Below are 24,782 nucleotides of genomic sequence, written 5' to 3' on the forward strand. Positions count from 1 at the left end.
CTATCTTCCGTCAGCCCTCTTAAGACTACTGGACCCATCCGATGAAATTCCTGCGCTCACTAATTGCCGGCGCGGCAGCGCTCGCCTGCGTCGCCGCCCATGCGGAAGGCCTCAACCTTGGCATCATCTCCACCGATTCATCCGCCGTGCTTTCGCAGCGCTGGCAACCGCTGGTCGACGACATGAGCAAGCAAACCGGCCTGCACGTCAAAGCCTTTTTCGCCACGGACTACGCCGGCATCATCGAAGGCATGCGCTTTAACAAGGTACAGGTCGGCTATTTCGGTAATGCTTCGGCGATGGAAGCCGTGGACCGCGCCAATGGCGAAGTGTTCGCCAAGGTCACGTATGCGAACGGCGACACCGGCTACAAGTCGGTGCTGATCACCAATGTCAACAGCCGCTTCAAGACGCTCGACGATGTATTCAAGAATACTAAGGATGTCACGCTCGGCTTCGGCGACCCGAACTCCACCTCGGGCACGCTGATTCCCGGCTACTATCTGTTCGCCAAACACAATACGCCGGTCAACACGTCGTTCAAGGCCGTCTTGCCGTCCAGCCACGAAGCGAACCTGCTGGCGGTCGTGAACAACAAGATTGACATTGCGACCAACAACACCGAGATGCTCGACACGCTGAAGAAAGATCATCCGGACAAGTTCGCGCAGGTGCGCGTGCTGTGGACCTCGCCGCTGATCGCAACCGATCCGCTGGTGTGGCGCAAGGATCTGCCGCAAGCCACCAAAGACAAGGTGCGCACGTTCTTCCTGAACTACGGCAAGACCGATCCGCACGAAAAGGCCGTGATGGCGGCGATTACCGGCTATAGCGGCTTCGCGCCGTCGTCGGATGCGCAGTTGCTGCCGATCCGCCAGATCGCCCTGTTCCAGCAGAAACAGAAGATCCAGGCCGACACGCATCTCTCGGACGACGATCGCAAGACCCAACTCGCCGCGCTCGATGCGAAGCTGAGCGCGCTGAACGCCGACACCTCGAAGCAATGAACGCCGCCGATCTGACTGCTGCCCGCCCTGCGTCCGCGTCGGCCGCGCCCGCAAGCGCCGACGTGGGCAAGCGAAGCTGGCTAACGCTGCTCGGCTGGATCGTCGTGATCGTCGTGCTGGGGGTCGGCTGGCACGGCGCGGATATGCGGCCGCTCGATTTGTGGTCGGATGCGGGCAACATGGGCCAGTTCGCCAAGGACTTCTTCCCGCCGAACTTCAGCGAATGGCGCACGTATGTGCACGAAATGTACGTGACGTTGTCGGTGGCGGTGTGGGGTACGGTGCTCTCGCTGGTGTGCGCCGTGCCGTGCGGGCTGATGTGTGCGCGCAATATGGCGCCGCAGTGGGTCGTGCAACCGGTGCGCCGCCTGATGGACGCCTGCCGCGCCATCAACGAAATGGTCTTCGCGATGCTGTTTATCGTCGCGGTCGGACTCGGACCGTTTGCCGGCGTGCTCGCGTTGTGGGTCCACACGACCGGCGTGCTGGCCAAGCTGTTTGCCGAGGCTGTCGAAGCCATCGATCCGCGCCCGGCCGAAGGCGTGCGCGCCACCGGCGCGACGAGTCTCGACGAGATCGTCTACGCGGTGCTGCCGCAAGTGCTGCCGTTGTGGATTTCCTACGCGCTGTATCGCTTCGAATCGAACGTGCGCTCGGCGATGGTGGTGGGCATGGTCGGCGCGGGTGGAATCGGCGTGGTGCTGTATGAGGCGATTCGTTCGTTCGACTACGCATCCACCTCGGCGGTGCTGATCATGGTGATCGCGGTGGTGACGGCTATCGATCTGGTTTCCGCGTGGCTGCGGGAGAAGGTGATCTGAGGGCTGTTTTTGCGACTCTGGCGAACCTCGTGAACGTATGCGGCTTCCATGATCCCGTCAGTGGTTGCCCAACTTTTCTCGACATTTTGCCAGTGCCAGCCGTCAAATACTTCGTTCCCCAGCCACACGCCACCTGCCGCTATGACCGGTAACCGCGCGCAGTCTTCGCCCTGCTCAGTGGAATGCGCCAGGAATCGAGGGCGCCGCCGGCAGCGGCGCGGGCGGCAATCCCGGTGGTGGGCCACTGTCGGCGAGACTGAACATGGCCATGGAACTCGGGCATTGAAACGCCCTCAACACGTCGCCGGTCAATGGATTAGCAATGCTGCCGGCACTCGCAATGTCGAGTACCGCCTTACGCCCATCGAAATCGAATTCGACGCGTGTGCGGCCCGGGGTCGCTGTATTGATCAGCGTCCCTTTGCTTAGCAGACGTAGCAGCGCCCACGGCCCGTCGGTTGCGATCGCCGAGGTTTCCGGCCGAATCCGCGGATTGGCCGTGATCTCTGCATGCGCACCTCCGCGTGGCCCGGGCCAAACTATGGAAAACGGCCGGACCGGGCCGTGCTGATACTGTTCGCTCTGACCGTCGATATCGAGCACCAGCCCGGTGATCGATGGATCGAGTTCAGGTATGGTGATATCGGCCTTCCATGCGAGCTTCGCTTGCCCCGGCCCCGTGAAGAACACATCGCGGATCGCCTTCGCGCGCTCGAACGGCACGAGACTGGGTCCCTGTACCGGTTCGGTTGCGCCCGGAAGCGTCCTGTAACGCCAGGGCTTCGCCGACGTATCCACGAAGGGCGCCAGCGTCTTCACAAAGAAGTCGTCGATCACGCCGCCCTGCGCGAATAGACGCGTGAAATCATCGGCGCTTACGTCCTGGCTGCTTCCCGAAGCAAAAGGATAGTTGCCATCGACCGTCAGCCGACACGCGTCGCCGATCGTCGCAACCATCTGTCGTGATAGCAGTTCGCCGATTCCCTGATTGACTTCCCGCGACCCCTGAATTGCCAGGTTTCTTATGACTTCGCGAAACGGAGCGGGCAATGTGTCAGCGGTCAGCTTCAGTTTCACTGCGGCATCGCTGGCCGGAGGCATGCTGTTGTTGGTCAGGGCGTTGTCGGCAACGGTCAATGCGGTGTAGTAGTCGTTCAACTGGCTTGTGAGGCTGTCCAGTTGAGGCGGACCGCTCTGTACGGCGGCCTGGCCGCCTGCCTGCGCTGCGGCCTGCACGTCGCCGCTGCCGGTGACCACCTCGCGCAGGGCCCCAAAGTGGTCATCGACCAGCTCACGCTCCAGACGCTCTTCGGCGCGGATGCCGAGCGCCTGATCGGTCTTCTGGCCCAGTTGACCCGCGGCCTTTTGCAGGAACGACTTGTCATCGACGGCAGCCGCGCGTGTCAGCGTGGTTTCTCTGACCGCCGCCCGCGCCAGCCGGGAAAGCGGCGAGTCGGGCGCCGCGAAGCTGCGTAAAACCTGCAGGTTAAACGCGAGACTCGTCCCCGTTACCGTCCGGACATCCGCCAGGAACGTGTCCCAGCGCTGCGCGTACTCGATCAGATACTGCCGACGGATTTCTCCGGTAAGCGGATCGTCGTCCAAACCGGCATCACTCGCGATTTCAGACGTTTTTTTTTGAGCATCGCCGAGCAGGCTATGACCCATGACCCACGCATCGTCGTCACGCGCCAACTGGACAAACTCCGGAAGGCGTTTGTCGAACAGATTGCGATAGCCGTCGTAGGTAAACAACCCCGGGATGCCGCGTGCCAGCGGTTCGCCACTGGCACGCGTGAAAACCGTGCCGGCCTGCGGCCCGACCGCACGCAGCAGGGTGAATTCCTCCGGCGCTTCCTTCAGCATGGCGGCCTTTGCACGCTCATAAAGGCGCTGGGTTGCGTTGTTCGTGTCGAGGAAAGCGCGGGCCTGCTGGATCAGGGCGTCATTCCTGACGAATGGCGACTGCACCACACGGTCGCCGGAGAACAGTTGCTGGACATGCTCGACCATCGAGGCGCGGCCACCGAACACCGATGCGCTGTCGGTCCTCGCCCAGTCCGATAACACCCATGCCTTGATTTCGTCCGCGTTGTACTTCGCCTTGTCCTGCAGCATCAGATACACGCGCAACGTCTGATAAGCGGTGTTCGCGTCCTTGCTGGCAACAGCATCGGAAAGGACGGCTTCCATGCGGCGCACGATCTGCGGAAGGAGCAGATTGTCTTCAAGCGCATCGTAGGTATGCCGGCTCTCAGCGGCTATGTCGGGGCCTACAAAGAGGCCGTACCGATACGCGCTGTCCGGCGCCGACAGATCGAGTCCGGAATATGTGGGCAGATAGCGGGCGTCGTTCAGCGTATCCGGCACGGCCTCGGGCTTCGGGGTTTTGTAAAGCTGCGCGACCTTGGCTGACAAAGCCTGCGTCTTGCGTGCAATGGCGTCGAGATACGCCCGGTTGTTCCCAAGGCTTACCCACACGCCCGTGGCAAGCCATGCAAACAGCAGCAGCAACAGAGCATGGCCAATCAGGCGCAGGAGACGGAAGCGGAATTCCCAGCGCAGGTTGGGCCGCACGAGATGCGCTTCACGAAAGATGACCTTGGTCAGCAGATCCTGCAGGAAGTAGCTCTGGTGGCCGGACGCAGTGGGCTGCGGCGCCTCGGGTTTGCGCTCCAGCGCACTCCATAGACGTTGCACGATCGTTCGCCGCTCAGCAACGACTGCACTGCCGGCCTGCGCCGCGCTGGTGAAATAGACACCACGCAGTGTGGCGTGCAGTTGCGTCGCGTCGTAGCGGGAATCGAGAAACACGCTGTCGATCAATTCGCCTAGTGGGCTAACCAGCGCTGCAAATTCCTCGTTCAGCGCCGCCAGCTTGCGGCGCTTTCCGGAATCGTATTCATCCTGCAGACGGGTGTTGACACCCTCGGCCAGACGCGTGGCAAGCAGCCCCAGTTCGGCCTGGCAGCGCGCGCGCAGTCCTTCTTTTGCGATGGTCTCCTTGCCGTAAGGCAGTGTGAAGCCCCACGTCTGCGAACGGCCTTCCCCCGTCAAGGACCCGAAGTATTCCCCGAATCCGCTGAGGCGGTCCATCTTCGTGACCACCAGATAGATCGGGAAGCGGATTCCAAGTTCGGTACGCAATTCGGCAAGACGTGCCCGCAGTGCGGCGGCTTCGGCGATGCGCTCGCGGTTGTCCTGGCTGACCAGCTCGGCCAGGTCCACGGTCAGGATAGCGCCATTGATCGGCGCGCGCGGACGGTGCTTGCGCAATAGCCGAAGGAAGCCCAACCATTCGGCGGTGTCGACCTCGCGAGCGAGTTCAGCCGCATCGACCCGTGGTGGTGCAGCCGCGGTCGTCTCTGTTGGCGTCCCGGCGTCGTCGGCTTTTTTGCCGGTGTCGACGGCGCCGCTTGCCGCGGCAACTGCGGCGCGGGCCGGCACATCTTGCTCGACGTCCAAGGATGTCGCACCGTGCCGCGTGTATCGCCCTGCCGTATCGATCAGCACCGCGTCGTTGGTCAACCACCAGTCGACATACCTGGTGCCGTCGGTTCCGCCGAGCTTGCTAATAGCCTGCTGCATCTGTTCTGCGACAGGAAACGCCAGGCCCGCATTCAGCACCGCCGTGGTCTTGCCCGCGCCTTTCGAGCCGATCGCCACATACCACGGCAGTTCGTACAGGTAACGCTTGCCCTGGAACAGGCGGCCAGGTCCACGTGCACCGGTGCGCATCGATTTCAACCGTGTCAACGCGCTGCTAACGATCCGGCTTATCTCTTTCATCTGCCCAGCAGCGGGCGATTCTTCCTGTTTGCCTCCAAATTCCAGCACTCGTGCGGCGAACTGCTCGTCGGTCCGCATCCGATGCCACAACCGGAAAATCCAGTAAATGGCAAACGCGCCCAGCACGACCGCAATCGCGATCGCACGCGTGAATTCTGCCTGGAAGGGTTGCGCGTGACCCAGCGAAAGCAGCGGCGCGGCGTACCAGATGAGCAGACAAAACAGCGCCACGAAGACAACGCCGGTCGACCAGCCCGCGAGCCATAGCAGCAAGCCCGCGAGAAGCATGGTGATCGTCAGCACACGCATGGCGATACTGGCGAGCGGCCTGAGGTCGCCGAACGCAACAAGCGGCCCGACAAACCAGATGACCAGACCGACGACGATCAACGCGATCAGTGCCAGAAACTGTCGCGACACCAGAAACGATAAAAACTTCTTCATTCTCAAATTCCGAAAGCCTGCGATTCCGCCTGAGCGGTCACTCTGCGACGTTGATCTCGACGCGCCGGTTTTGCGCGCGTCCCTGGGGCGTTTTGTTATCGGCGATCGGATCGCTGTCGCCTTTGCCGACGGCTTCGAGACGGTTGGCCGGCACGCCTGCGTCCTGTATCAGTTGCATCACCTGCGTCGCCCGCTCCTCCGACAGCGCCTGATTCGAATCGAACGTGCGACTCCGGATCGGGGTGTTATCGCTATGGCCTATGACGGTGACCTTGCCCGGAACCTTGACGATCTCGGCGGCGATCTTGTTGATGAGCGGCTGCATGGACGTATTCACGGTTGCCTTGCCTGGGACGAACATGTCATCGCCGTGGAAGGTCACTGCGCTGTGGTGCTCGTCTTCGTCGACGCTGACCGTGCCCGCCGCGATCTCGTCCTTGAGCAGTTCCTTCAGGTGCAGAACCGGCGGCGCAGGAGGCGGTGTCATGCGGGCGACATCCGCAATCTGCTTTTCCACGGCCGCGCTACCTGTTAACAGGTCGTATTTCGCGTAGCCGTACATCGCAAGCAGGATCAACAACAGCACGACGGCGCTGATCCAGACCGGGAAATCGTAAAACGGCCGGCTGCGGCCGCGCGTGTCGCCTTCCCAATGCGGAGAGAGCGCGGCAGGAACCGGGCCGCGCTGCGCCGTAATTTCGGAGTAGATGCGCTGGCGCACGGCGTCGTGCTTGCGATGACCGTCGGTCTCGTGGCGATAGCGCCCCATGAAACCGAGGCTCAGGATGCGGTAGATGACTTCGAGCAGGTCGATATGTTCCTTCGGATCGCTCATCAGGCGGCCGATCAGGAGGTATATCTTGTCGCCGCCCTGTCGGTCTTTGTGGAAGGTCGAAGCGAGTCCGTCTTTGATCCATTCAACGCCGCTTTCGCCGCTTTTCCCCCAGGCGGTCTGCGTGGCCGCTTCGTCGAGCGCCGTGCACAGGCAGTAGCTCGCGCCGAGCATGTGGTCGCGGCGGATGTTGGCCTGTTCGCATAGCTTCTCGAAGGTACGGACTTCCTGTTCGAGCAGGCTCCTCCATACGTTCGCGTCTTTCGACGGAAGGTTATCGGGCATATCGACGAGACCGCGCAGCAGAACACGCGACGCTTCCCGCAGCGGATTTTGCGCGGCCCTGACCATATCAAGCCGACGTTCGAAGTTCTCCGCGAGTATGAGAGGCTCTCGCGGAGACGCCTCGTTTTTCCGGATCAGCGCGTCGGGCAATGTCTCCGTGTTGTCTTCTGGGATCGGCGCCGTTTCCGCAGACCCCATCGATTTACGCATCGTCGTCATGGTTATCGCCCCACCTTTGCCGTTGACGCAGCAATAAGCCTGCAACCACACTCCGTGCGGTGACTATGCAAGGCTACTTGTCGCCCCCCAACGCTCAAGGTTGGATGTGCTTCAATGATCCTGTTGATTCCATGCGGACGGCCGTCCGGATACTGTTGCGGACAATCAACCAGATCATGCAGGCGGGCAATCTTCTTTCCGCCAATCTTGTGGGTATCCGAGCCGGTGATGATCCGGCCACCGTGATCGGTGAGGTCACCGACCACTGCTATGCTGATCGACATAATGTTCAGTTCAGGAAGGAAGGTCACAACTGCGGAAGACTATTGAAGTCCACCCGCACAGGTGGCGTGATGTTGAGAGAATCGTTGAGAGTCGACCATCCGGACGCAATGAAGGCACCCAGGTCCGCTTCCTCCTGCCCATCCCGCTGCGCGACAATCGAGGCAAAGTTGTCCTTCAACCCGGAGTGACGTACGCGCGTGTCTTTTCCTACGAAAAAGGTGCGCGCCCAGCCATATCCTCCGGGGACATATTCATGGAAATACGGCGCCCGAAACCATGCACGACTGTCGTGAACGTAGTCGTCCAGCAGCCTGATCGCCGCGGGCGCAAGCTTTTGTATGGCCTCGTTTGAGGTGTGCTCAAGCAGGAATGGCACCATCTGTGGCGGTGGCGTCAAGACAAAGTCGAGGACAGGCTGGTATGGCGCCACGGCGCCGAGAAGCTGGATGACGCGATCGCGGCCCCCCATCCAGACAGATTTCGAACCCTGTCTGGCGTGCTGCGCAACTCCCTTGCGGTCGACTGTCAGGTAGTAGGCATGGGCGTTCTGCTCTATCGACACCGACGGAGCACCTGCGAACGGCTTGACCGACGCAGCAACCGGGACCGACCAGGAGACCTGCCTGAGCGTGCGCTGCTGGGGCCGCAGATACGAAAGCAGCAGGCGGAATTCTTCGGCGGCTTCCAGCAGATCGGTCTTATCGTTCGTCATGATGTCCAGCGGGCCTTCTCCCGGGCGGCTATGCTTGCCTGGACCTGCGGTCGCCTCAAGAATCGCCTTGTCCTTCAATTTGATCTGGTCGCCGAGTTTCGCCGCCTGAACAGCGAAGGGATTGGCGAGTGCAGGAATGGCGGCCACGCTGAGCGCCGCAGCCTCCGCTGCGACCTTTCTTGCCTGAAGCGCAGCTTTCTCCTTCTGCAGCACACCAACCTGACTGGAGGCTGCCGCCTTGCTGGCGAGCTGGGTTTCCAGCCCGTACGGCGTGTACTTGTCTTCTCGCGCGGATTCGAAGAACGGCTGTGCAGTGACGTAGTTCTGCGGGTTGCCGATGTCGGCGCGCAACGTGCGCCACGCGAGCGACTGGGCCATACCCGTGCGAAGCGCGGTTTCGACGCCGTCTTCCGGTTTCAGACTGACCGAGCTGACTGTCGAAAGCCAGTCGTTGAAGGCTCTCGCCACGGTCGGCGACAGGGCGAAGTCTTTGACAAGGTCATCGCGACGACTAATTTCCGACTGCACCATCAGCGGAACTCCCGCCTTCAATGCCTCGATATACATGTTGTGCAAGGGGACCTGGCTTAGTTTGTCGCCTTCGCCTACGCCTTTTTCGCGTGACTTCCCTTCTTCCCCTTTTGCGTAGCCACCGCCGACGTCGGAGTGAACGCCTGGGTAAGCCACTTCGATGCGACGTGCTTCACCGCCCGGGTATTGATTACCTTCACGAATCGCATCGAGTGGAAAGCTCATGCGTTGTTCGTGGATCGAAAAAAAGTGGACGCATTTCTTCACCGAAGCGGGTACGTCCAGCGCGCCTTTGGCACACCACATCCAGTGGCCGTCCAGGTCGTTGACGCTGAGCGTGGCAGTAGCGGTGTCCGGAATGCCAACGGATGCCACGGTATCGAACAGCCCGAGGAAGTTGACCTTGTAGGGAATCGCCCCGGCGATCATGCCACCTTGAGCCCAGCTATTGATCAGACGGCTTACAAATACGCGCGCAGCCGCGGCTCCACGCGAGAAGCCGAAGACGTTGACCCACACTTGCCTGATCGAACGGTTGAGCTGTCCGCCCGGGGCGCTGTTCTTTTTCTGAACCGCGGAGAGTTCGTTATGCAGACGGGTCAGGATTGTCTGCGACCTGTGCCCGTAGTAGTACTTCGCGCCTCTCTGGACGCCATTGGCCGGAAGAGCGACAGGCGGAACTGCGGATGCCTCTCGCGCGAGATGGGCGAGTGTGCCATTGGAGGCAACCATTTCGTCGTCCATGGCTGCGCAAAGTTCGCGGGCATCAGGGTCTTGCATTAGAGGAGGACCTACCATCGCCTGATACAACGCGTTGATCAATCGTGTATAACCCCACGCTACACGCATGCCAAAGCCGTAGGCCACCGCCTTGCCTAGGGAAGTAAATTCCATTTCACCGATTTCAGGAAACGGGGTGCCGACACCGGGAATGTAGTATGGATACACACCTCGTGACATATCGAGTGGGCAAGCACGAAACAGCCTCGCAAGATTGGTATGCGTCGGCGCGTCCGCATTCCGCACGTCCCAGTTCATATTGTTGTTTGTGCCGTCGAAGAACAGATTAACGTGCAAAACTTGAGGGCAGCCCGGTGGGCCATCGTTCAATGCGCTTATACCGCGCGCACGTGCATTGCTGCTCTCGCTCAGGCGTCCTTGTTCATTGATAGCGTCTGGCCAACTGATAACACTCATTGTTCGGTCTCCGGATGATTACGTTGCGGGTCGAGGACGCCCTGCACAATGTACGGGTCGTGTTCGTCTGGCTTCTTTGGGACTTCCTGCTTATCCAGAATCTGCACGCGAATCCTGTCACCTGGCAGGAAGTGCACCCAGAAACCATAGGTGTGCGGGCCGTAAGGCGGTACGTCAGTCGTCGCCGTATACCATTGGCCTGGCGTTTTTCCGTCCTGGACCTTGTCAACCTTCCAACTGACGACAAGCTTCATTCCCGGACGCCAGTTGCGCGGGATGCCAATGCAGCACATTCCGCCACTTTCCGTTCGCTCTTCGCCTGTCCTCCTCGGAAGCATGTTTGCACCTCCCGCAGAAAGATCCTGGCCTTCATTTTCAATATCGAACCGGTCGACGTAGTAGTCGGTGTAATTGAATCCCTTTACGTCCGCCGGATTGCTCTCGTTCGCATCCGTGCAGCCACTCGTAGCAGCTAGCAGTACTGCGGCCGCGAGTCCGACAAGCAGGCTCTTCCACTGAGTCATCTTCATTGTTCGGTCTCCGGATGATTACGTTGCGGGTCGAGGATGCCCTGCACGATGTACGGGTCGTGTTCGTCCGGTTTTATCGGCCATGCCGGCTTGTCCTGAATCTGTACACGGATGCGGTCGCCGGGAAGAAAGTGCACCCAGAAACCATAGGTATCTCTTCCGTAACCCGCGTGATGCTGCCCAGATTCAATTGCGATAGCGCATGATCACTCGATAGCTGCACCTGGATCTTGCCCTTGGTGTCGTCCATCAGAAAATGATTGGCACGACCGCCGCCCAGCTCGCGCGAGCGGAAGCCCGACAAAGCCTGGTTATCCGGCAGCTTCCACGCAGGCATCTGGAACGCGTTAACGACCCGTCCGGTGATAATGGGCCGATCTGCATCACCGCGTAGGTGATCGACAATCACTTCCTGTCCGATGCGCGGCAAATGGGTCCCGCCAAAATCATTACCCTGCCACAGCGACGACACACGCAGCCAGCAGCTGGAGCGCTCGTCATTCTGCCCAATACGATCCCACGCGAACTGCACCTTCACGCGTCCACACGCGTCTGTCCAGATTTCCTGATTGGCAGGCCCCACCACGACGGCGGTCTCGGGGCCGTAAGCTCGCGGCTTCTCGATTGTGCGCGGCGACCGAAATGGCTCGTTGGCCGGCTGGATCACAAAGTTCGTCACGCAGCGATAGCGCTGGTTGTTATCTGCCGCGCCACGCGCCTGCGATTCCTCGTCGACGTTCTCAATCTCAAGGGTGCTCGAGACAACCAGATATTCCCGGTTCGCCACGCTCTGCGGGTAACGGGTCAGATTAAAGGTCTGGCCCGTTACGATCCCTCGCAGATTACCGGAACCGCTAGCACGCAGTCCCTGGCAACGAAATGCCTGCACGCGCACCCGCGCCAGAAAGTCAGCTTCCTGTTTTGGCCGGTTATGTTCACCAGAAAGGCCGGTAGCGCCGGCCTGGGGCTGCGCATAATCCGCCCATACGTAATGTTCCTGATTAGCGAACGCGGTATCGCGCGGATCCTCCTGTTTTGCACCCAGATCCGCGCGAGGCCACGTGTAGTCGTAATCGACGCTAGACACCGCGCCGGTCGTCAGGGCGTTTTTCACGATCAACGCGTGAATGTGTTCCTCGTCGATCCGGCGGCCGGTGAGGTAATGCGCGAAACGCGAGCAGGCGAACAGGTACGGCAGGCGGGCCGACAGATTCGCATTCGCAGTGGCATCCGCATCGGAGTACTCAGCAGGCTTTTGCATCGACTGCGCGCCGATGAAGGTTGCGTGATCGGTATTCTTGCGGTGAATCAGTGGGATGAAGCCATTGCGCGCTAGCTCTGCCTCGCGGCGATCAGAAATGGCGATTTCGGTCGGGCACTTCATGTCGACGCCACCGTCGTCGGTCGGGAACGTGTGGCACGGCAGGTTTTCAACCGTTCCGCCCGACTCCACGCCACGAATCAGCGTGCACCAGCCATATAGCTTGAACGAACGGTTGATGTTCACGCCCATGGCGTAGGCTGCGTTGGCCCACGCGAAACGGCGATGATCCGCACCGTTGGTCTCTTCCTCGAAATCGAATTCGTCGACCGGGTTGGTCTTCGCACCGTAGGGCAGGCGCGACAGGAAACGCGGCATTGCAAGACCCACGTAGCGTGCGTCTTCGGTGTTGCGCATCGAGTTCCACGGCGCGTATTCGAGGTTCTGCGCGAAAATCTTGGTCAGATCGCGCGGGTTGGCTAATTCCTGCCACGAGTCCATCTGCAGCACGGACGGCGACGCACCGGAAATGAACGGCGTGTGCGATGCGGCCGAGACCTTGGCGATGGAACCGAGCAGGTCGACATCCGGCGGCGTGTGATCGAAGTAATAGTCGGCCACGAGGCAACCATAAGGCTCACCGCCCAGCTGACCGTACTCTTCTTCATAAATCTGTTTGAAGAGCGGGCTTTGATCCCAGGCGGCGCCCTTGTAGCGCTTCATCGTGCGACGCAACTCTTCCTTCGAGACATCCATGAACCGGATCTTCAGCTTTTCGTCGGTCTCGGTGTTCGACACGAGGTGATGCAAACCGCGCCACGCTGACTCAAGTTTCTGGAAGTCGTCGTGATGCAGGATCAGATTGATCTGTTCCGACAGTTTGTGATCGATCTGGGCAATGATCGCTTCGATGCTCTTGTAAGCGTCATCGCTGATCGTGATCGACTGTTGCAGCGCCTGTTCGGCGAGCGTCTTCACCGCGAACTCGACGGCTTCGCGCGCCTGTTCGGTCTTCGGCTTGAATTCCTGTTCGAGAAGTTGCGTGAAATCGTTGTAGGTCTGCGTGCCCGCGGCCGCCACCTGTGCTTGCTGTTTTGCCATATTGGATTCCTTGTTGCGCGTGGATTCTGTGGGTTCGATCAGACGGTCCCGGTCACGTTCTCGATGTCGCCGGTCGCTTCCGGCTTCGGCGCCGCAGCGAGTGCCTTCAGCAGCGTCGGGTCTTGCAACAGCGTGTTCACCAGGCCTTCCGCGCCGGACTTACCGTCCATATAGGTCTGCAGATTGGCGAGCTGCGTGCGGGCCTCAAGCAGTTGGGCGAGAGAATCGACCTTGCGCGCGACGGCGGCCGGCGAAAAGTCCTCAATGCTCTCGAAGGTCATATCGACCATCAGATGACCGTCGCCGGACAACGTGTTGGGCACCGAAAACGCAACGCGCGGTTTGATTGCCTTCATGCGTTCATCGAAATTGTCGATATCGATGTCGAGGAACGTACGATCGGCCACTGGCGGCAGCGCCTCGGTCGGTTTGCCGGATAGATCAGCCAGCACGCCCATTACGAACGGCAACTCAATCTTCTTCTCGGAACCGTAAACCTCGACGTCGTATTCGATCTGAACCCGGGGGGCGCGATTGCGCCCGATGAATTTCTGCGAACTGCTGGAACTGGACATGCTTGAATCCTCGACCTGGAAAATGAAGTGGTTTAAGTTTTGATTGCGGCAATCCGCCTGTCAGAGCGTCTGGGGACCTCTTTGTAAAGAGTTAAATCAGGTGCTTGGCTTCACGAGAAAGTGGAGACGGGCGAGACCGTCGCGAGCTTCGTCAATGGCGTCGATCTCGATGCGTGAGAGCGGGGCTTTGCTGGCGAATGCGTCAAGCCACAATGCGGACAGCCGGGGCAGGACGTGCTGTTCGATGAATCCGATCAAAACCCGTGCGCCGGTCTCCTGGACCAGACAACGTCCGACAATGTGATCCATCACCGCGTCTGTATAGACGAGCGCAATGTCGTGGCCGTCCGCCATGCGTTTGACCACGCGGTCCAGATGCAGACGGACGATGCTCCCCAGCGTATCGGGCGCGAGGGGCAAATAGGGCACAACGGCAAGACGCCCGAGGAACGCGGCGGGAAATGCCTTGAGCAACTCCGGCGTCAGCGCGCTACGCAGACCCTCGCTATCCGGTGTCAACGCCGGATCGGCGCACATGCCGGCGGTCAACTCGGCTCCCACGTTGCTGGTTAGCAGGATCGTGGTGTTGCGGAAGTCGATGTAGCGGCCGTCGCCGTCTTCCATGTAGCCTTTGTCAAACACTTGGAAGAACATCTCGTGGATGTCCGGATGTGCCTTCTCGATCTCATCGAGCAGGACAACTGAATACGGACGACGACGCACGGCTTCGGTCAGCACCCCGCCTTCGCCATAGCCAACGTAACCGGGCGGCGCTCCTTTCAGGCCCGAGACCGTGTGCGCCTCCTGATACTCGCTCATGTTGATTGTGATCAGGTTCTGCTCGCCACCATAGAGTGCCTCGGCGAGCGCGAGCGCGGTCTCGGTCTTGCCGACTCCCGAAGGCCCCGCCAGCAGAAATACACCGACCGGTTTATGCGGATCCGTCAGCCCAGCGCGAGCGGTCTGCACACGTTCACAGATCTGGCGCAGTGCGGCCTGCTGCCCGATCACTCGATTTTCCAGCGTGGCCGGCAGCGACAGCACGGCTACCACTTCGTCCGTCACCATGCGGCCAACGGGAATCCCCGTCCAGTCGGAGACGATTGCGGCGACGATTGCCTCGTTGACTTCGGGGAAAATCAGCGGGGTATCCTGCGTGACTTGTGCCAGCGTCTGTTCCAGGCCGCGCAATGTCTCGAGCGCGGCGGTATCGACCGAGCCGGCATCTCCGGCTTCGCTCACGGCGACCGCTCGTGCGCGAAGCAGCGCATGAGCTGCCTCAGACTGGTTTCGCCAGCGCACCTCCAGTTGCTCGGCCTCGCCGGTCAGCGCCCCGATCCGCGCCTCGACTCTTTCAAGTGCCGACCCGGCGCCGACGCCAATACTGGCCTGGCGCCTCAATAGCTGCTGCTCGACCTGGGCAGCATGCAAACGCTGCCGCACGTTCTGCAACTCGCCAGGCGGCGCATGCTGTGACAGCGCAACGCGGGCGCACGCCGTATCCAGCAGGCTGATCGCCTTGTCGGGTAGCTGACGCGAGGGGATATAGCGATGCGATAACGTGACGGCCGCGCGGATCGCCTCGTCGAGGATCTCCACGCCATGATGTTGCGCAAACGTTTGACTGAGGCCTCGAACCATGTCGACTGCGGCCGCCTCTTCGGGCTCCATGACCTGCAGCACCTGGAAGCGCCGCGTGAGCGCTGGGTCCTTCTCGATATGACGCTTGTACTCGGCCCAGGTGGTTGCGCCGATCGTGCGCACCGTACCCCGTGCGAGCGCCGGCTTGAGCAGGTTAGCCGCGTCCCCCGTACCGGCCTGGCCGCCTGCGCCGATCAGCGTATGAATCTCATCCACAAAGAGGATAATCGGCACGGATGACTTCGCCGCTGTTTCGAGCACCCCCTTCAGCCTTGCTTCGAATTCCCCCTTCATACTGGCGCCCGCGAGCAGCGCGCCCACGTCGAGACTCATCAGGCGAACGTCTGCAAGCTTGGGCGGCACGTCGCCGTTTGCGATTGCCTGTGCGAGACCTTCGACCACGGCGGTTTTACCGACGCCAGCTTCTCCGGTTAAAAGTGGATTGTTCTGGCGGCGCCTCATGAGGACGTCAATCATCGTGCGGATTTCGAGTTCACGCCCCACCACCGGATCGATCTCCGCACTTCGCGCCCGCGCGGTCAGGTCGACGCAGTATTGTTCCAGCGACGAACCTTGGCCCGTTTTCGGCATTGCGCCCGATGCCTCCCCTGGTACTGCGGACGAAAGGTCGGTGCCGTCATAGGCGGACTCCACCGCTTCTGGCGAGCCATCGATCCATGCGGGTAACGACTCTTCCAGCGTGTCCGCCGGGATCCGCTGAAACGCTGGCGAAATACCAAGCAGGATGTGCCGCAGTTCAGGCGTCTTCACCAGCGCGGCGATCAACCAGGCGCCGCGCACACAACTGTCGTTGAAGCTGAGAGTAGCCAGCAGCCACGAGCGCTCAATCGCCGTTTCGATATGGTGAGAGAAGTCGCTGATCGAACTGGCTCCGGCGGGCAACGCTGCGAGCGCCCTCGCCATGTCCCGCTCGAGCACCGCCAGATCGATATCCAGGTGTCGCAGGATGCGATGGAGGTCGCTATCTGACAGTTGCAGCAACTGATGCAACCAGTGCACCAGTTCAACGTACGGATTGCCACGCAGCTTGCAGAAGGTGGTGGCGGACTCGACGCTCCTGAACAATGTACCGCTGAGTTTTCCGAATAATGCGTGCCGCTTGATACTCATGATTATTTATTTATAAGATATCGAAATGCCCTGGATGTTTGCAATCCATATTTTCCGATAAATATAAAGGGGCGCGATTGTTTTGTGAAGCCCTTTAAACAACGGGTTTCACAGAATAATTGGAGGATTTACTCTGCGAAATCTAGGAGTAGTCCTATTGTCGAAATTCGCGTAGGCACGCTAGGCGAAACCAAGCATTTACAGCCTCTCCAGACCGATTGAACAATCGGCGCTTTATGCTGATAATCACCTTGTTGTTCAAATCATCCAATCTCAAAAAATCGTCTTTATTGAGATATAACAATGAGCTGGAAACACAATTTTATGGAACCGCGCTGGGCAGAAAAGATTGCCAATGATTTTGAGATTGAGCGCAATCTCCGGCATGCCGGCATACACGACTTATCTTCGGGACAGAACATTTACCCGGATCAGGCCATCGAAAGGGAATTCCACGCAAAGTCTCACGCAGAAAGCGATGACGCCATATACGGGCTGATTGGCACCGATAGCATGGCGTCCGCCGGCAGGTCAGATGAAGCGCACCCGGACGACGTGATTGGATCGCTTCACAAGCAGTATTGGCGCGCGCTCAACGATCCGCTTGCGCCGCTGGGCGTCGATTGGGCGGTGCCGGTCAGCTCAGCCCATCGATCGCTCCCGGAATCGCAACGGGAAGAGCCGCACGAATGCGACTCGATCGAGACGCTGCTGTCGGGCGCTCGCGGTATTGACGACGCGTTCGGCGTGCTCGGAACCGGCGAAGCACTCGACGTGACCGCGGCTGCGTCCGCGCCGGAAATTCTGCTCCTCTTCGCTCCGCCTGAATTCAAGGCAGCGCCGTCCCGCCTGCCGCCAGCGCTTGCGCGCCGCGAACATCACGCAGTCGGCATCGACAGCCCGCTCACGACGCAAACCGTCTCCACCGTCTCAACAGATCTGGGTACTGACGCATGAACGGATCCATCCACACCCCCGTCGGCACGGCCTCAAAAATCTCGCTGGCGGCGCGTCTCGCCGAAACCGAAGCCAAGGTGCGCGCGTATCCGGCACGGGCTGAGCATCGCTGGGAACTGTTCCAGTTACTTTGCGTTATGGCGCAGTGGACACGTGCAATCCAGCAACTCCAGGTCTGCAGCCGGCAGCAACCCGACCAGGCTGCAATGGCTCACGCGTGTCGGGATCTGATTCGCGCCGAACGCTGGCGCAACAGGGTCTTTGGCGGTAGAGAGGCCCCCGGCTTTCTGTTTGAACCACCTGCCTGGATAGGCGGCATGCTCGACGCGCTACGGCTCACTGCAAGCGGCGACGAAGAAGCCGCCGACTGCGCGCGTGAAGCCGCACTGGACGCGGCGCCGCTAGTGCATGCAACAGCACCGCAAGCGCACGTGGAATGGATTGGTGACAGCGACACGCGTCTTGGGCCGGTATTCGAAATCATCACGGCAGGGCACTATCGCTGGCTGCCGCTCGCGGATATTGCCTCGTGGCATGTCGAGCGGCCCGCCACATTGCTCGAACTCGTCTGGACCCCCTGCACGCTGAAGTTGATCGACAGCACGACCGTGCGTGGCTTTACACCTGCGCGCTACCCAAGCCCGCCTCAGGACGACCAACTCGACGATGCGTTGAGGCTCGGTCACCGCACCGAGTGGCACGCGGTCGGGCACACCGCCGTCATAGGCATAGGGCAGAAAACCTGGGCGACCAGCGCCGGCGACTTCAGCATGTTCGAACTGGCGGCCGTCGACTTCACGCGCCCAGCAACTGCGTCGGCCAATACTTCCAAGGACGTCAGCAATGTCGACGGCTAAACAGAACCGGAGTTCTCATGCGGGCGTGCCGATCGCCGCTCCGCGCCGGGCCAACACTCATCTCCTGCCAACGTTGCTTGACCGGCTGCGCGACGACGCGCCGCAACGGCAAACCGAAGCGCCTGAAGAATATGCGGTCACGCGCACGCAAATGCGCGACATCCTGCAGCGCGATCTGGCCTTCCTGCTCAACACGACCAGCATCGAAGACCAGATAGACCGCGTGCGTTATCCCGAAGCCGCTGCGTCGACGATCAACTTCGGCGTGCCGGCATTGGCTGGTGCCTATATCGCTGCACGCAAATGGGTGGATATTGAACAGATCATCCGGCGTGCAATCCTCGAGTTCGAACCGCGCCTGATCCAGGATTCGCTCGCCGTCGTGCCGCTCGTCGGTAACGACGCGCGGAATCACTACAACCTGATGATGTTCGAGGTACACGGAATGATCCATATGGACCCGTACCCGCTCGAATTCCTGGTGCAAAGCTCGCTAGACCTGGAAACAAGCCGCATGAATGTGGCTCACGTGCGTGTGAACTAGCCCGCTTCAACCCTCTTGGCAAACCAGAATAAAGACCTCAGCATGGACCCGCGACTGCTCGACTACTACAACCAGGAACTGATTTACATGCGCGAGATGGCGGGCGAGTTCGCGCAGGCTCATCCGAAAATCGCCCGGCGCCTGGGCATGCAAACGGGAGAAGTTGCCGATCCGTATGTCGAGCGACTCATTGAGTCGTTCTGCTTCATGTCGGCACGCATGCAGATCAAACTCGACGCTGAATTTCCGCGGTTCACCGAACGGCTGCTTGAAGTCGTCTACCCGAACTACGTCGCCCCGACGCCTTCGATGGCCGTTGCGCGACTCTTTCCGAGCAGCAAGGAAGGCAAACTCACGGAGGGCTTTCGCCTTCCGCGGGGTTCGGCCTTCACCGCCCGCGTACCAGATGGCGAGCAGACGGCATGTCAGTTCCGCAGCGGTCAGGACGTCACTTTGTATCCGCTGGAAATCGTCGATGCCAGGCTCACCGGCATTCCGCCTGACGTACCGTCGCTTGACCGGTATGTGCCGGCGCACAGCCAGGTGCGCGGTGCATTACGTTTGCGTCTGCGAATGACCGGCGACGCCACCATTGCGGACCTGAAAAGTCTTGACCGCCTGCCGGTCTACCTTGCCGGCGACGAGCAGGTTGCATCGCATCTGTTCGAACTGCTGCACACCGCCAGCGTCGCATCCCTGACCGGCACGCCTGGCGAGATTGGCCGGGCACCACATGCGGTAACGTCGAACGCAGTGGCTCATGAAGGGCTCGATCCTGATCAGGGCCTGTTACCTCTCACGTGGTCGAGCTTCCATGGCCACAATTTGCTGCATGAGTATTTTGCGTGCCCCAGCCGGTTCTACTTCTTCGCGCTTACGGGTCTCCAGGCGGGCCTTGCGCGCGTCACCGGCAAGGAGGCCGAAATCATCGTCCTGCTCGACCGGGCGCCCGATGCGCTTGCACATCTCGTGGACGCGTCCCGCTTCGCGCTCTTCTGCACACCGGTCGTGAATCTGTTCCGGCAACGCACAGACCGCATTGAACTCTCGCAGAGCGACACGGAGTTCCACCTCGTGCCCGCCCGTCTCCATCCACTCGATTACGAGGTTTTCTCAGTCGAAACCATGTCGGGACAGGTGGCAGCAACGTCAGAGCAACTGCCTTTCCGCCCGTTGTATCAGACACTCAATAATGACGAGGGCAACTACGGACGCTATTTCTCGATTCGCCGCGAGCGTCGGCTGATGTCCGATTCCGCGCGCCGCTATGGTACGCGCACGCCCTATGTGGGTACGGAAACCTTCGTGTCCCTGGTGGATCAGAATGAAGCGCCGTACCCTGAGTCGATCCGCTATCTGTCTGTCGACGCATGGCTTACCAACCGTGACCTCCCCAACCTCGTGCCGCGCGACGGCAAAGACGACCTGAGCGTATCGGAATCCTCGCCGGTCGAAGGCATCGGACTGATCCGCGCACCCAGCGCGCCGAAACCGCCCTATGCCGAGCGTGAAATGGCCTGGCGTCTGATCCGCCAGTTGAACTTCAACTATCTGCCATTGGCAGACCTTGATCACCGTGAGGGCGGTCAGGGTCTACGTGATCTGCTACGTCTGTTCCTGACCGGTGAGGACGAAGCGCAGCAGCGCCAGGTCGAAAGTCTGGTGGGGGTGAAGACCCGACCGGTGACCCGGCGTCTTCCCGGTGGCGGACCGCTCGTATTCGGCCGCGGTATCGAATGCCTGCTAACGGTCGACGAAAGCGGCTTTTCCGGCACCAGCCCGTATCTATTCGGTCTGATTCTCGAGCATTTTCTCGCGCGGCACGTCTCGATCAATGTCTTTACCCAGACAGAACTGCAGTCGATGCAACGCGGGCAAGTGGCGCGCTGGCCGGTCCGGATGGGTGCAAGGGGGGCCACCTGATGGATCGTGCCGCATTTCCCGCCGCAATACACGATATCGCACTTTCGCCCGAATTCATTGAACGGCTGCGCGCTGAACCATGGCGATATGGTTTCCTGAGTTTGCTGCGGCGGCTCGGAGCCGATTCGCGCATGCCGCTAATCGGACGTGCGCAACGCCCGTTGGCAGAACCCTTTCGCCTGGGGCAGCAGCCGAGCCTGGCGTTTGCGCCCCGCGAAATCGCGGAAGTGGGAGAGATCAGCGGGCGTCTCAACGTCACACTGTTCGGCCTTGGCATGCTCGGTCCGAATGGGCCGTTGCCTATCCACGTCACGGAGATCGCGCGGGATCGTAAAGAGAGCCGCCGTGACAGCACGCTTGCCGATTTCCTTGATATTTTTCACCACCGATATCTGACACTTCTATACCGCGCCTGGTCGTCCTCGCAAGCGGCGGCCGGCATGGATCGCCCGGACGACGAACGCTTCTCGTTCTATATCGCAAGCCTGTTTGGACAAAACACCCATGAGATCGGGCGCAGCCGGCTACCCGCCCACGCCCGCATGTCCGCTTCGGCTCATCTGGTTCGTGAAGCGCGCAACCCGGATGGACTGCGAGCCACCCTCGCGCAGTTTTTCAGCGTACCGGTTGTGATCGACGAATACGTGTGGAACTGGATCGAAGTCGATCCCACCGAACACAGCAAGCTTGGCATGCCCGGTTCACCCTCGGTGATGTCCGAAGGCGCGATGCTCGGTGAGCAGGTGCCGGACCGCCAGCACAAGTTCCGGATTGTCATTGGTCCGCTAGATATCAACGAATATCTGCGTTTCACGCCGCAAGGCGATGACCTTCCACGGCTGGTGGAATGGGTGCGCGCCTTCGTCGGCTACGAATTCGCGTGGGAACTCGAACTGCGGATCAAGGCACAGAGCGCACCGCCTGCGGTAATCGGCGGGCCCGAACGGCTTGGCTGGTCCGGATGGCTCGGCCGCTCGCCTACCGGCGAACCGATTACTGGCATGCGCTTCGATCCCGAACAATACACGCTCATCAGACACTAGCTTTTTGACGAATCCATGAATGCGAAGAAACAGAACCCATCAAAATCTCGCCAGCAAGAGGCGCCCAGTCATGACTGGCTGGCGCCGATCAGCGCAGACGCGGCATGCGGAGCCGATCTTGAATACGACCCGGAATACGTTGTGCTGTCTGCGAGGACGGTGCAGCAACCGGACGCACAGTACGGCAATTTTGTGGGTTCGCCCGAACCCGTCGCCTGGGGCGATATTGATCGGGATTGCCGCAGGTTGATGCTGCGCAGCAAGGACATCCGGCTTGCCGTGCTGTTCACGCGCGCGAGGACGCGGTTAGCCGGGAGTGCCGGTTTCATGGAAGGTATGTCTTTACTGGCAAGCTGGCTCGACACGTATCCCGACGCGATCCATCCACAACTTGCAGTCGACGCGGATCGCGACGCCGCGCTAGAGATCCGGGCGAACGCGCTCCAGGCGTTGACCGACACGGATGGCCTCTTGTCCGACCTGCGTGAAATTCCGCTTGTAAAGTCGACCGCCACGCGCCTGCAGGTCCGCGACGTAGAACGCGCGTTTGCGAGACCGCGCGCGGCCGACGCACTTTCACACGATTCGGTAAGTCAACAACTGGACGACCTTCGCGCGCAAACGCCTGCCGTGCTAAGCGGATTTGATCGGGCACTCGCAAGCCTTGAAGCGATTGAGGGATGGTGCAAACAGCACCTCGATTCATTCGCGCCGGACCTGTCTGCCCTGAGCCGACTGCTGCGCCTGCTTGCGCGTCCAGCGGAAAGCGCTGCCGTGCCAAACGAAGTACTGGAGCACGCGGTCGTCGAGGACGCCGGCGTTACCGATGCGCACGCGTCATGCGACGACACGATCGTGGAACACATCGCCGTGGCATCCGAAATCCCTGAACCGGATCAGTTCACGCGAAGCACACGCGTGGCAAGCGATGATCGGCAGGCCGCGCTGCAACGCATACGCGAGGCGCGTCACTGGTTCGAAACCCACGAGCCTAGCAGCCCGATTCCCTTGCTGCTTAAACGGGCAGAACAGTTTGTCGGCAAACGATACGCAGAAATCGTGCGGGCCGTTCCCCTTGAACTGCTGGCGCAATGGGACGCAGAGATATAAGCCCGGATTGGAAAGATATCTTTTGGCTTGCGATCTATACGCGGTCGAGCGCCTTGCGCGCCCAAAGGTGCAAATGCGACGATCGAGACGAAGACGCGCCTGCGCGTTGGTAAGCACGCGCAGGCCGCGATGTCAGCAAACTTTAACCGCGTGTTCGGCGCGGAATCGGCTAAGGCCAACCAAAGCGCACCAAAGCCGCTTAATGCCCACTAAGCAGCACGCTTGCAATCACACCGGTCGCGACAGCAGCGAGAACATAATCGCCGTTCACGCCAACCCACTGATAGCCACGCGGCGGCGCTTGCAGGCCGTGTTCGTGCCAGTCGTCGACCACGTAATTGCGGTCGCGGTATTCCGCCGGCAGACGCTCGCCCTTGTGCCAGTCGCTGTGCGGAATCGGGCCGCCGTCACGGTGGACGTCGGCTTCACGCGGTGCACCCCTGCCGTGCGACGGCGAGCCGCCGCGATGGTCATCATGCTGTTGTGCGAATGCGGCAGCGGATGTGCCGAGCATCGAAACAATCACAAGCTGCGCGATGATTTTTGTTTTCATAGCTACGCCTCAAAGAAAATGGCTAGATGGCGGTTGCGTGGCCGAGGTGACATCTGATCGGCCGCACAGCGTGGTCTTTGCCCTGCGGCATGTAACAGACTAACGCCGGAAGATAATGGCACAAACACGCCTGCTTTGCCAAAAACGTTAAGGCGTCGCGTGACGATTCACCGCAAACGTCTTTAAGCCTCACGCCGCGCTTCCTGACGGCGAATCTCACTGATAAATGTGTCAGGCGTCCACGCGTCCCTGAGCGCGCGGCGAAAAAGTTGCTGTTGACTTTCAGGCGCGAGCCCACCGACCGGCGGATCGCGGTCCAGATTGGTAGGAAACGCATACCCCTGCGCGCACGACGCGATTACCGCATCGACCTCCGCCTCGCTAAAACGCTGCATGGCGACATTGCGCTGCAGAACCGGATACAGCGCCTCGCACATCTTCCGGCGATTTAACGATTCCATTGCCCGGCCGTATGCCGAAGAAATCTGCAACAGATTGGCCATGCGTTGAATCGACGCGGTCTGATTCGAGCCGGCCGCGTGGAAAAGCGCGGGATTGAAGAACAGCGCGTCGCCCTTTGCGAGCGGCAACTGCACATAATGGCTCTCGAAGTAAGCTCGAAAATCCTCGCGACGCCACGCCAGATAGCCTTCAGCATAGCGCTGCGAAAACGGCAGCAGCTTGGTCGGTCCACTGGCTACGGGCATATCGCTGTGCGCGACCGCCCCTTGCAACGTGAGAAACGGCGACATCGCATGCACATGCGCGGGATAACGTTCGGCCTGGGCCGCGGTCTGAAAGCCAAGGTGATAGTCCCTATGCGCCTGCTGCGCCGCGCCGCCCGGCCGCACGACGTTGACCTGGGACGTCACCTGGAAGTACGGACCTAGCCACGCCTCGGCCGCGGCAACCAGCCAGGCATTGGCGTAATAGCGGGCGAAGACTTCCGGCGCGCGCAGGCAGAGCTTTTCCTGCGCGTTCCAGATCCGGTCATTGGCGCCGGCCTTTGCAAAGTGGTCGCCCGCCACCGCGCCTGCTTCGCGCTCGTCGTGGATGATGGCCTCGAAAACTTTTGTCGCTTCGTCGATCGGCGTGGTGTCGGCGAACGCGTTCGCCAGCACCAGGACGCCTGCGCCATAGTTCAGCACGTCCGCCCACTCGGTCTGCAGATCGAGGCGGCGCGACGCGTCAGTGAGGGCGCCGCTAAGTTCGCGGCAGTCGTACACCGGAATATGTTGGCGTATTTCCGTAGCAAAGCGCAGATTTTCATCTTCCGCATACGCTTGCAGCACGGCCGCAAAATCGTCCAGCGAGCAGTCCTGCTCGCGATACCAACGGGTTTTTCGCGCACCGGCGCGCAGATCGTCGTAATTCATGGTGTCTCCTGTCGATCGAAATGCGCGCTTTGGCACCAGAACGCATTTTCCCGATCAC

At 60.5% G+C, this 24,782-nt stretch carries 18 protein-coding genes and 1 pseudogene; 8 read left to right on the forward strand and 11 right to left on the reverse strand.

What is annotated here, in order from left to right; all coding sequences use genetic code 11:
• Window positions 1-41 precede the first annotated feature (41 nt).
• Together phnD and phnE are read left to right on the forward strand one after the other, a co-directional pair.
• The gene (gene phnD / locus FQ755_RS30440; RefSeq protein WP_144159833.1) at window positions 42-1,007 is read left to right on the forward strand and encodes a phosphonate ABC transporter substrate-binding protein; all 966 of its coding nucleotides are present in this window, start codon (window positions 42-44) and stop codon (window positions 1,005-1,007) included.
• Window positions 1,004-1,828, forward strand: a complete 825-nt coding sequence (gene phnE / locus FQ755_RS30445) for a phosphonate ABC transporter, permease protein PhnE (protein ID WP_144159836.1) — start codon at window positions 1,004-1,006, stop codon at window positions 1,826-1,828. The genes phnD and phnE overlap by 4 nt, the downstream gene beginning before the upstream one ends.
• A 174-nt stretch (window positions 1,829-2,002) precedes the next feature.
• On the opposite strand, the gene tssM is transcribed toward phnE, so the two are convergent.
• From tssM to tssH, 9 genes and pseudogenes are all read right to left on the reverse strand, one after another.
• Complete coding sequence (tssM, locus tag FQ755_RS30450) at window positions 2,003-6,061, reverse strand: type VI secretion system membrane subunit TssM (protein WP_144159839.1); 4,059 nt, start codon at window positions 6,059-6,061, stop codon at window positions 2,003-2,005.
• A gap of 37 nt (window positions 6,062-6,098) precedes the next feature.
• Complete coding sequence (tssL, locus tag FQ755_RS30455) at window positions 6,099-7,397, reverse strand: type VI secretion system protein TssL, long form (protein WP_144159842.1); 1,299 nt, start codon at window positions 7,395-7,397, stop codon at window positions 6,099-6,101.
• A 2-nt stretch (window positions 7,398-7,399) separates the two neighbouring features.
• The gene (locus FQ755_RS30460; protein ID WP_144159845.1) at window positions 7,400-7,681 is read right to left on the reverse strand and encodes a PAAR domain-containing protein; all 282 of its coding nucleotides are present in this window, start codon (window positions 7,679-7,681) and stop codon (window positions 7,400-7,402) included.
• 23 nt (window positions 7,682-7,704) lie between these two features.
• Window positions 7,705-10,122 carry a T6SS phospholipase effector Tle1-like catalytic domain-containing protein gene (locus FQ755_RS30465; RefSeq protein ID WP_144159848.1) on the reverse strand — a complete coding sequence of 806 codons (2,418 nt, stop codon included), beginning with the start codon at window positions 10,120-10,122 and terminating at the stop codon, window positions 7,705-7,707.
• Window positions 10,119-10,652 carry a DUF3304 domain-containing protein gene (locus tag FQ755_RS30470; protein WP_409937787.1) on the reverse strand — a complete coding sequence of 178 codons (534 nt, stop codon included), beginning with the start codon at window positions 10,650-10,652 and terminating at the stop codon, window positions 10,119-10,121. The genes FQ755_RS30465 and FQ755_RS30470 overlap by 4 nt, the downstream gene beginning before the upstream one ends.
• Before the next feature lie 73 nt (window positions 10,653-10,725).
• On the reverse strand, window positions 10,726-11,796 hold the full coding sequence (locus FQ755_RS38405; RefSeq protein WP_409937788.1) for a type VI secretion system Vgr family protein: 1,071 nt from the start codon (window positions 11,794-11,796) through the stop codon (window positions 10,726-10,728).
• Between the two features lie 12 nt (window positions 11,797-11,808).
• Window positions 11,809-13,014, reverse strand: a pseudogene (gene tssC / locus FQ755_RS38410) (type VI secretion system contractile sheath large subunit); the annotation flags it as partial.
• 38 nt (window positions 13,015-13,052) lie between these two features.
• Window positions 13,053-13,589, reverse strand: coding sequence for a type VI secretion system contractile sheath small subunit (gene tssB / locus FQ755_RS30480; protein ID WP_144159854.1), 537 nt, complete (start codon window positions 13,587-13,589; stop codon window positions 13,053-13,055).
• A gap of 96 nt (window positions 13,590-13,685) precedes the next feature.
• Window positions 13,686-16,361: a type VI secretion system ATPase TssH gene (gene tssH / locus FQ755_RS30485; protein WP_144159857.1), complete on the reverse strand. Its 2,676-nt coding sequence runs from the start codon at window positions 16,359-16,361 to the stop codon at window positions 13,686-13,688.
• 303 nt (window positions 16,362-16,664) lie between these two features.
• On the opposite strand from tssH, the gene FQ755_RS30490 reads away from it, so the two are divergent.
• From FQ755_RS30490 to tssA, 6 genes are read left to right on the forward strand one after another with little or no spacing between them, the layout of a single operon-like run.
• Window positions 16,665-17,318, forward strand: coding sequence for a TagK domain-containing protein (locus FQ755_RS30490; protein WP_144159860.1), 654 nt, complete (start codon window positions 16,665-16,667; stop codon window positions 17,316-17,318).
• Complete coding sequence (locus FQ755_RS30495; protein WP_144159863.1) at window positions 17,315-18,175, forward strand: type VI secretion system accessory protein TagJ; 861 nt, start codon at window positions 17,315-17,317, stop codon at window positions 18,173-18,175. Before FQ755_RS30490 ends, FQ755_RS30495 begins: the two co-directional genes overlap by 4 nt.
• Window positions 18,162-18,719 carry a type VI secretion system baseplate subunit TssE gene (gene tssE / locus FQ755_RS30500; RefSeq protein ID WP_144159866.1) on the forward strand — a complete coding sequence of 186 codons (558 nt, stop codon included), beginning with the start codon at window positions 18,162-18,164 and terminating at the stop codon, window positions 18,717-18,719. The genes FQ755_RS30495 and tssE overlap by 14 nt, the downstream gene beginning before the upstream one ends.
• A gap of 42 nt (window positions 18,720-18,761) precedes the next feature.
• Entirely contained in the window at window positions 18,762-20,642 is a 1,881-nt protein-coding gene (gene tssF, locus FQ755_RS30505; protein ID WP_144159869.1) for a type VI secretion system baseplate subunit TssF, read from the forward strand.
• Window positions 20,642-21,685, forward strand: a complete 1,044-nt coding sequence (gene tssG, locus FQ755_RS30510) for a type VI secretion system baseplate subunit TssG (protein WP_144159872.1) — start codon at window positions 20,642-20,644, stop codon at window positions 21,683-21,685. The genes tssF and tssG overlap by 1 nt, the downstream gene beginning before the upstream one ends.
• Before the next feature lie 15 nt (window positions 21,686-21,700).
• Window positions 21,701-22,795 carry a type VI secretion system protein TssA gene (gene tssA, locus FQ755_RS30515; protein WP_144159875.1) on the forward strand — a complete coding sequence of 365 codons (1,095 nt, stop codon included), beginning with the start codon at window positions 21,701-21,703 and terminating at the stop codon, window positions 22,793-22,795.
• Window positions 22,796-22,994: 199 nt separating this feature from the next.
• Here tssA and FQ755_RS30520 read toward each other — a convergent pair whose 3' ends face one another.
• Window positions 22,995-23,348 carry an RcnB family protein gene (locus FQ755_RS30520; protein WP_144159878.1) on the reverse strand — a complete coding sequence of 118 codons (354 nt, stop codon included), beginning with the start codon at window positions 23,346-23,348 and terminating at the stop codon, window positions 22,995-22,997.
• A gap of 182 nt (window positions 23,349-23,530) precedes the next feature.
• A complete protein-coding gene (locus tag FQ755_RS30525) occupies window positions 23,531-24,724 on the reverse strand; it encodes a phytanoyl-CoA dioxygenase family protein (protein ID WP_144159881.1) in 1,194 nt (397 codons plus the stop codon).
• Window positions 24,725-24,782: the final 58 nt, after the last annotated feature.

The sequence above is a fragment of the Paraburkholderia sp. BCC1885 genome (assembly GCF_900996235.1).
Taxonomy (GTDB): domain Bacteria; phylum Pseudomonadota; class Gammaproteobacteria; order Burkholderiales; family Burkholderiaceae; genus Paraburkholderia.

Bases quoted from the DNA above. Each gene is read 5' to 3' on its own strand.
- phnD (WP_144159833.1), top strand. From the start codon at position 42: ATGAAATTCCTGCGCTCACTAATTGCCGGCGCGGCAGCGCTCGCCTGC.
- phnE (WP_144159836.1), top strand. From the start codon at position 1,004: ATGAACGCCGCCGATCTGACTGCTGCCCGCCCTGCGTCCGCGTCGGCC.
- tssM (WP_144159839.1), bottom strand. From the start codon at position 6,061: ATGAAGAAGTTTTTATCGTTTCTGGTGTCGCGACAGTTTCTGGCACTG.
- tssL (WP_144159842.1), bottom strand. From the start codon at position 7,397: ATGACGACGATGCGTAAATCGATGGGGTCTGCGGAAACGGCGCCGATC.
- FQ755_RS30460 (WP_144159845.1), bottom strand. From the start codon at position 7,681: ATGTCGATCAGCATAGCAGTGGTCGGTGACCTCACCGATCACGGTGGC.
- FQ755_RS30465 (WP_144159848.1), bottom strand. From the start codon at position 10,122: ATGAGTGTTATCAGTTGGCCAGACGCTATCAATGAACAAGGACGCCTG.
- FQ755_RS30470 (WP_409937787.1), bottom strand. From the start codon at position 10,652: ATGAAGATGACTCAGTGGAAGAGCCTGCTTGTCGGACTCGCGGCCGCA.
- tssB (WP_144159854.1), bottom strand. From the start codon at position 13,589: ATGTCCAGTTCCAGCAGTTCGCAGAAATTCATCGGGCGCAATCGCGCC.
- tssH (WP_144159857.1), bottom strand. From the start codon at position 16,361: ATGAGTATCAAGCGGCACGCATTATTCGGAAAACTCAGCGGTACATTG.
- FQ755_RS30490 (WP_144159860.1), top strand. From the start codon at position 16,665: ATGAGCTGGAAACACAATTTTATGGAACCGCGCTGGGCAGAAAAGATT.
- FQ755_RS30495 (WP_144159863.1), top strand. From the start codon at position 17,315: ATGAACGGATCCATCCACACCCCCGTCGGCACGGCCTCAAAAATCTCG.
- tssE (WP_144159866.1), top strand. From the start codon at position 18,162: ATGTCGACGGCTAAACAGAACCGGAGTTCTCATGCGGGCGTGCCGATC.
- tssF (WP_144159869.1), top strand. From the start codon at position 18,762: ATGGACCCGCGACTGCTCGACTACTACAACCAGGAACTGATTTACATG.
- tssG (WP_144159872.1), top strand. From the start codon at position 20,642: ATGGATCGTGCCGCATTTCCCGCCGCAATACACGATATCGCACTTTCG.
- tssA (WP_144159875.1), top strand. From the start codon at position 21,701: ATGAATGCGAAGAAACAGAACCCATCAAAATCTCGCCAGCAAGAGGCG.
- FQ755_RS30520 (WP_144159878.1), bottom strand. From the start codon at position 23,348: ATGAAAACAAAAATCATCGCGCAGCTTGTGATTGTTTCGATGCTCGGC.
- FQ755_RS30525 (WP_144159881.1), bottom strand. From the start codon at position 24,724: ATGAATTACGACGATCTGCGCGCCGGTGCGCGAAAAACCCGTTGGTAT.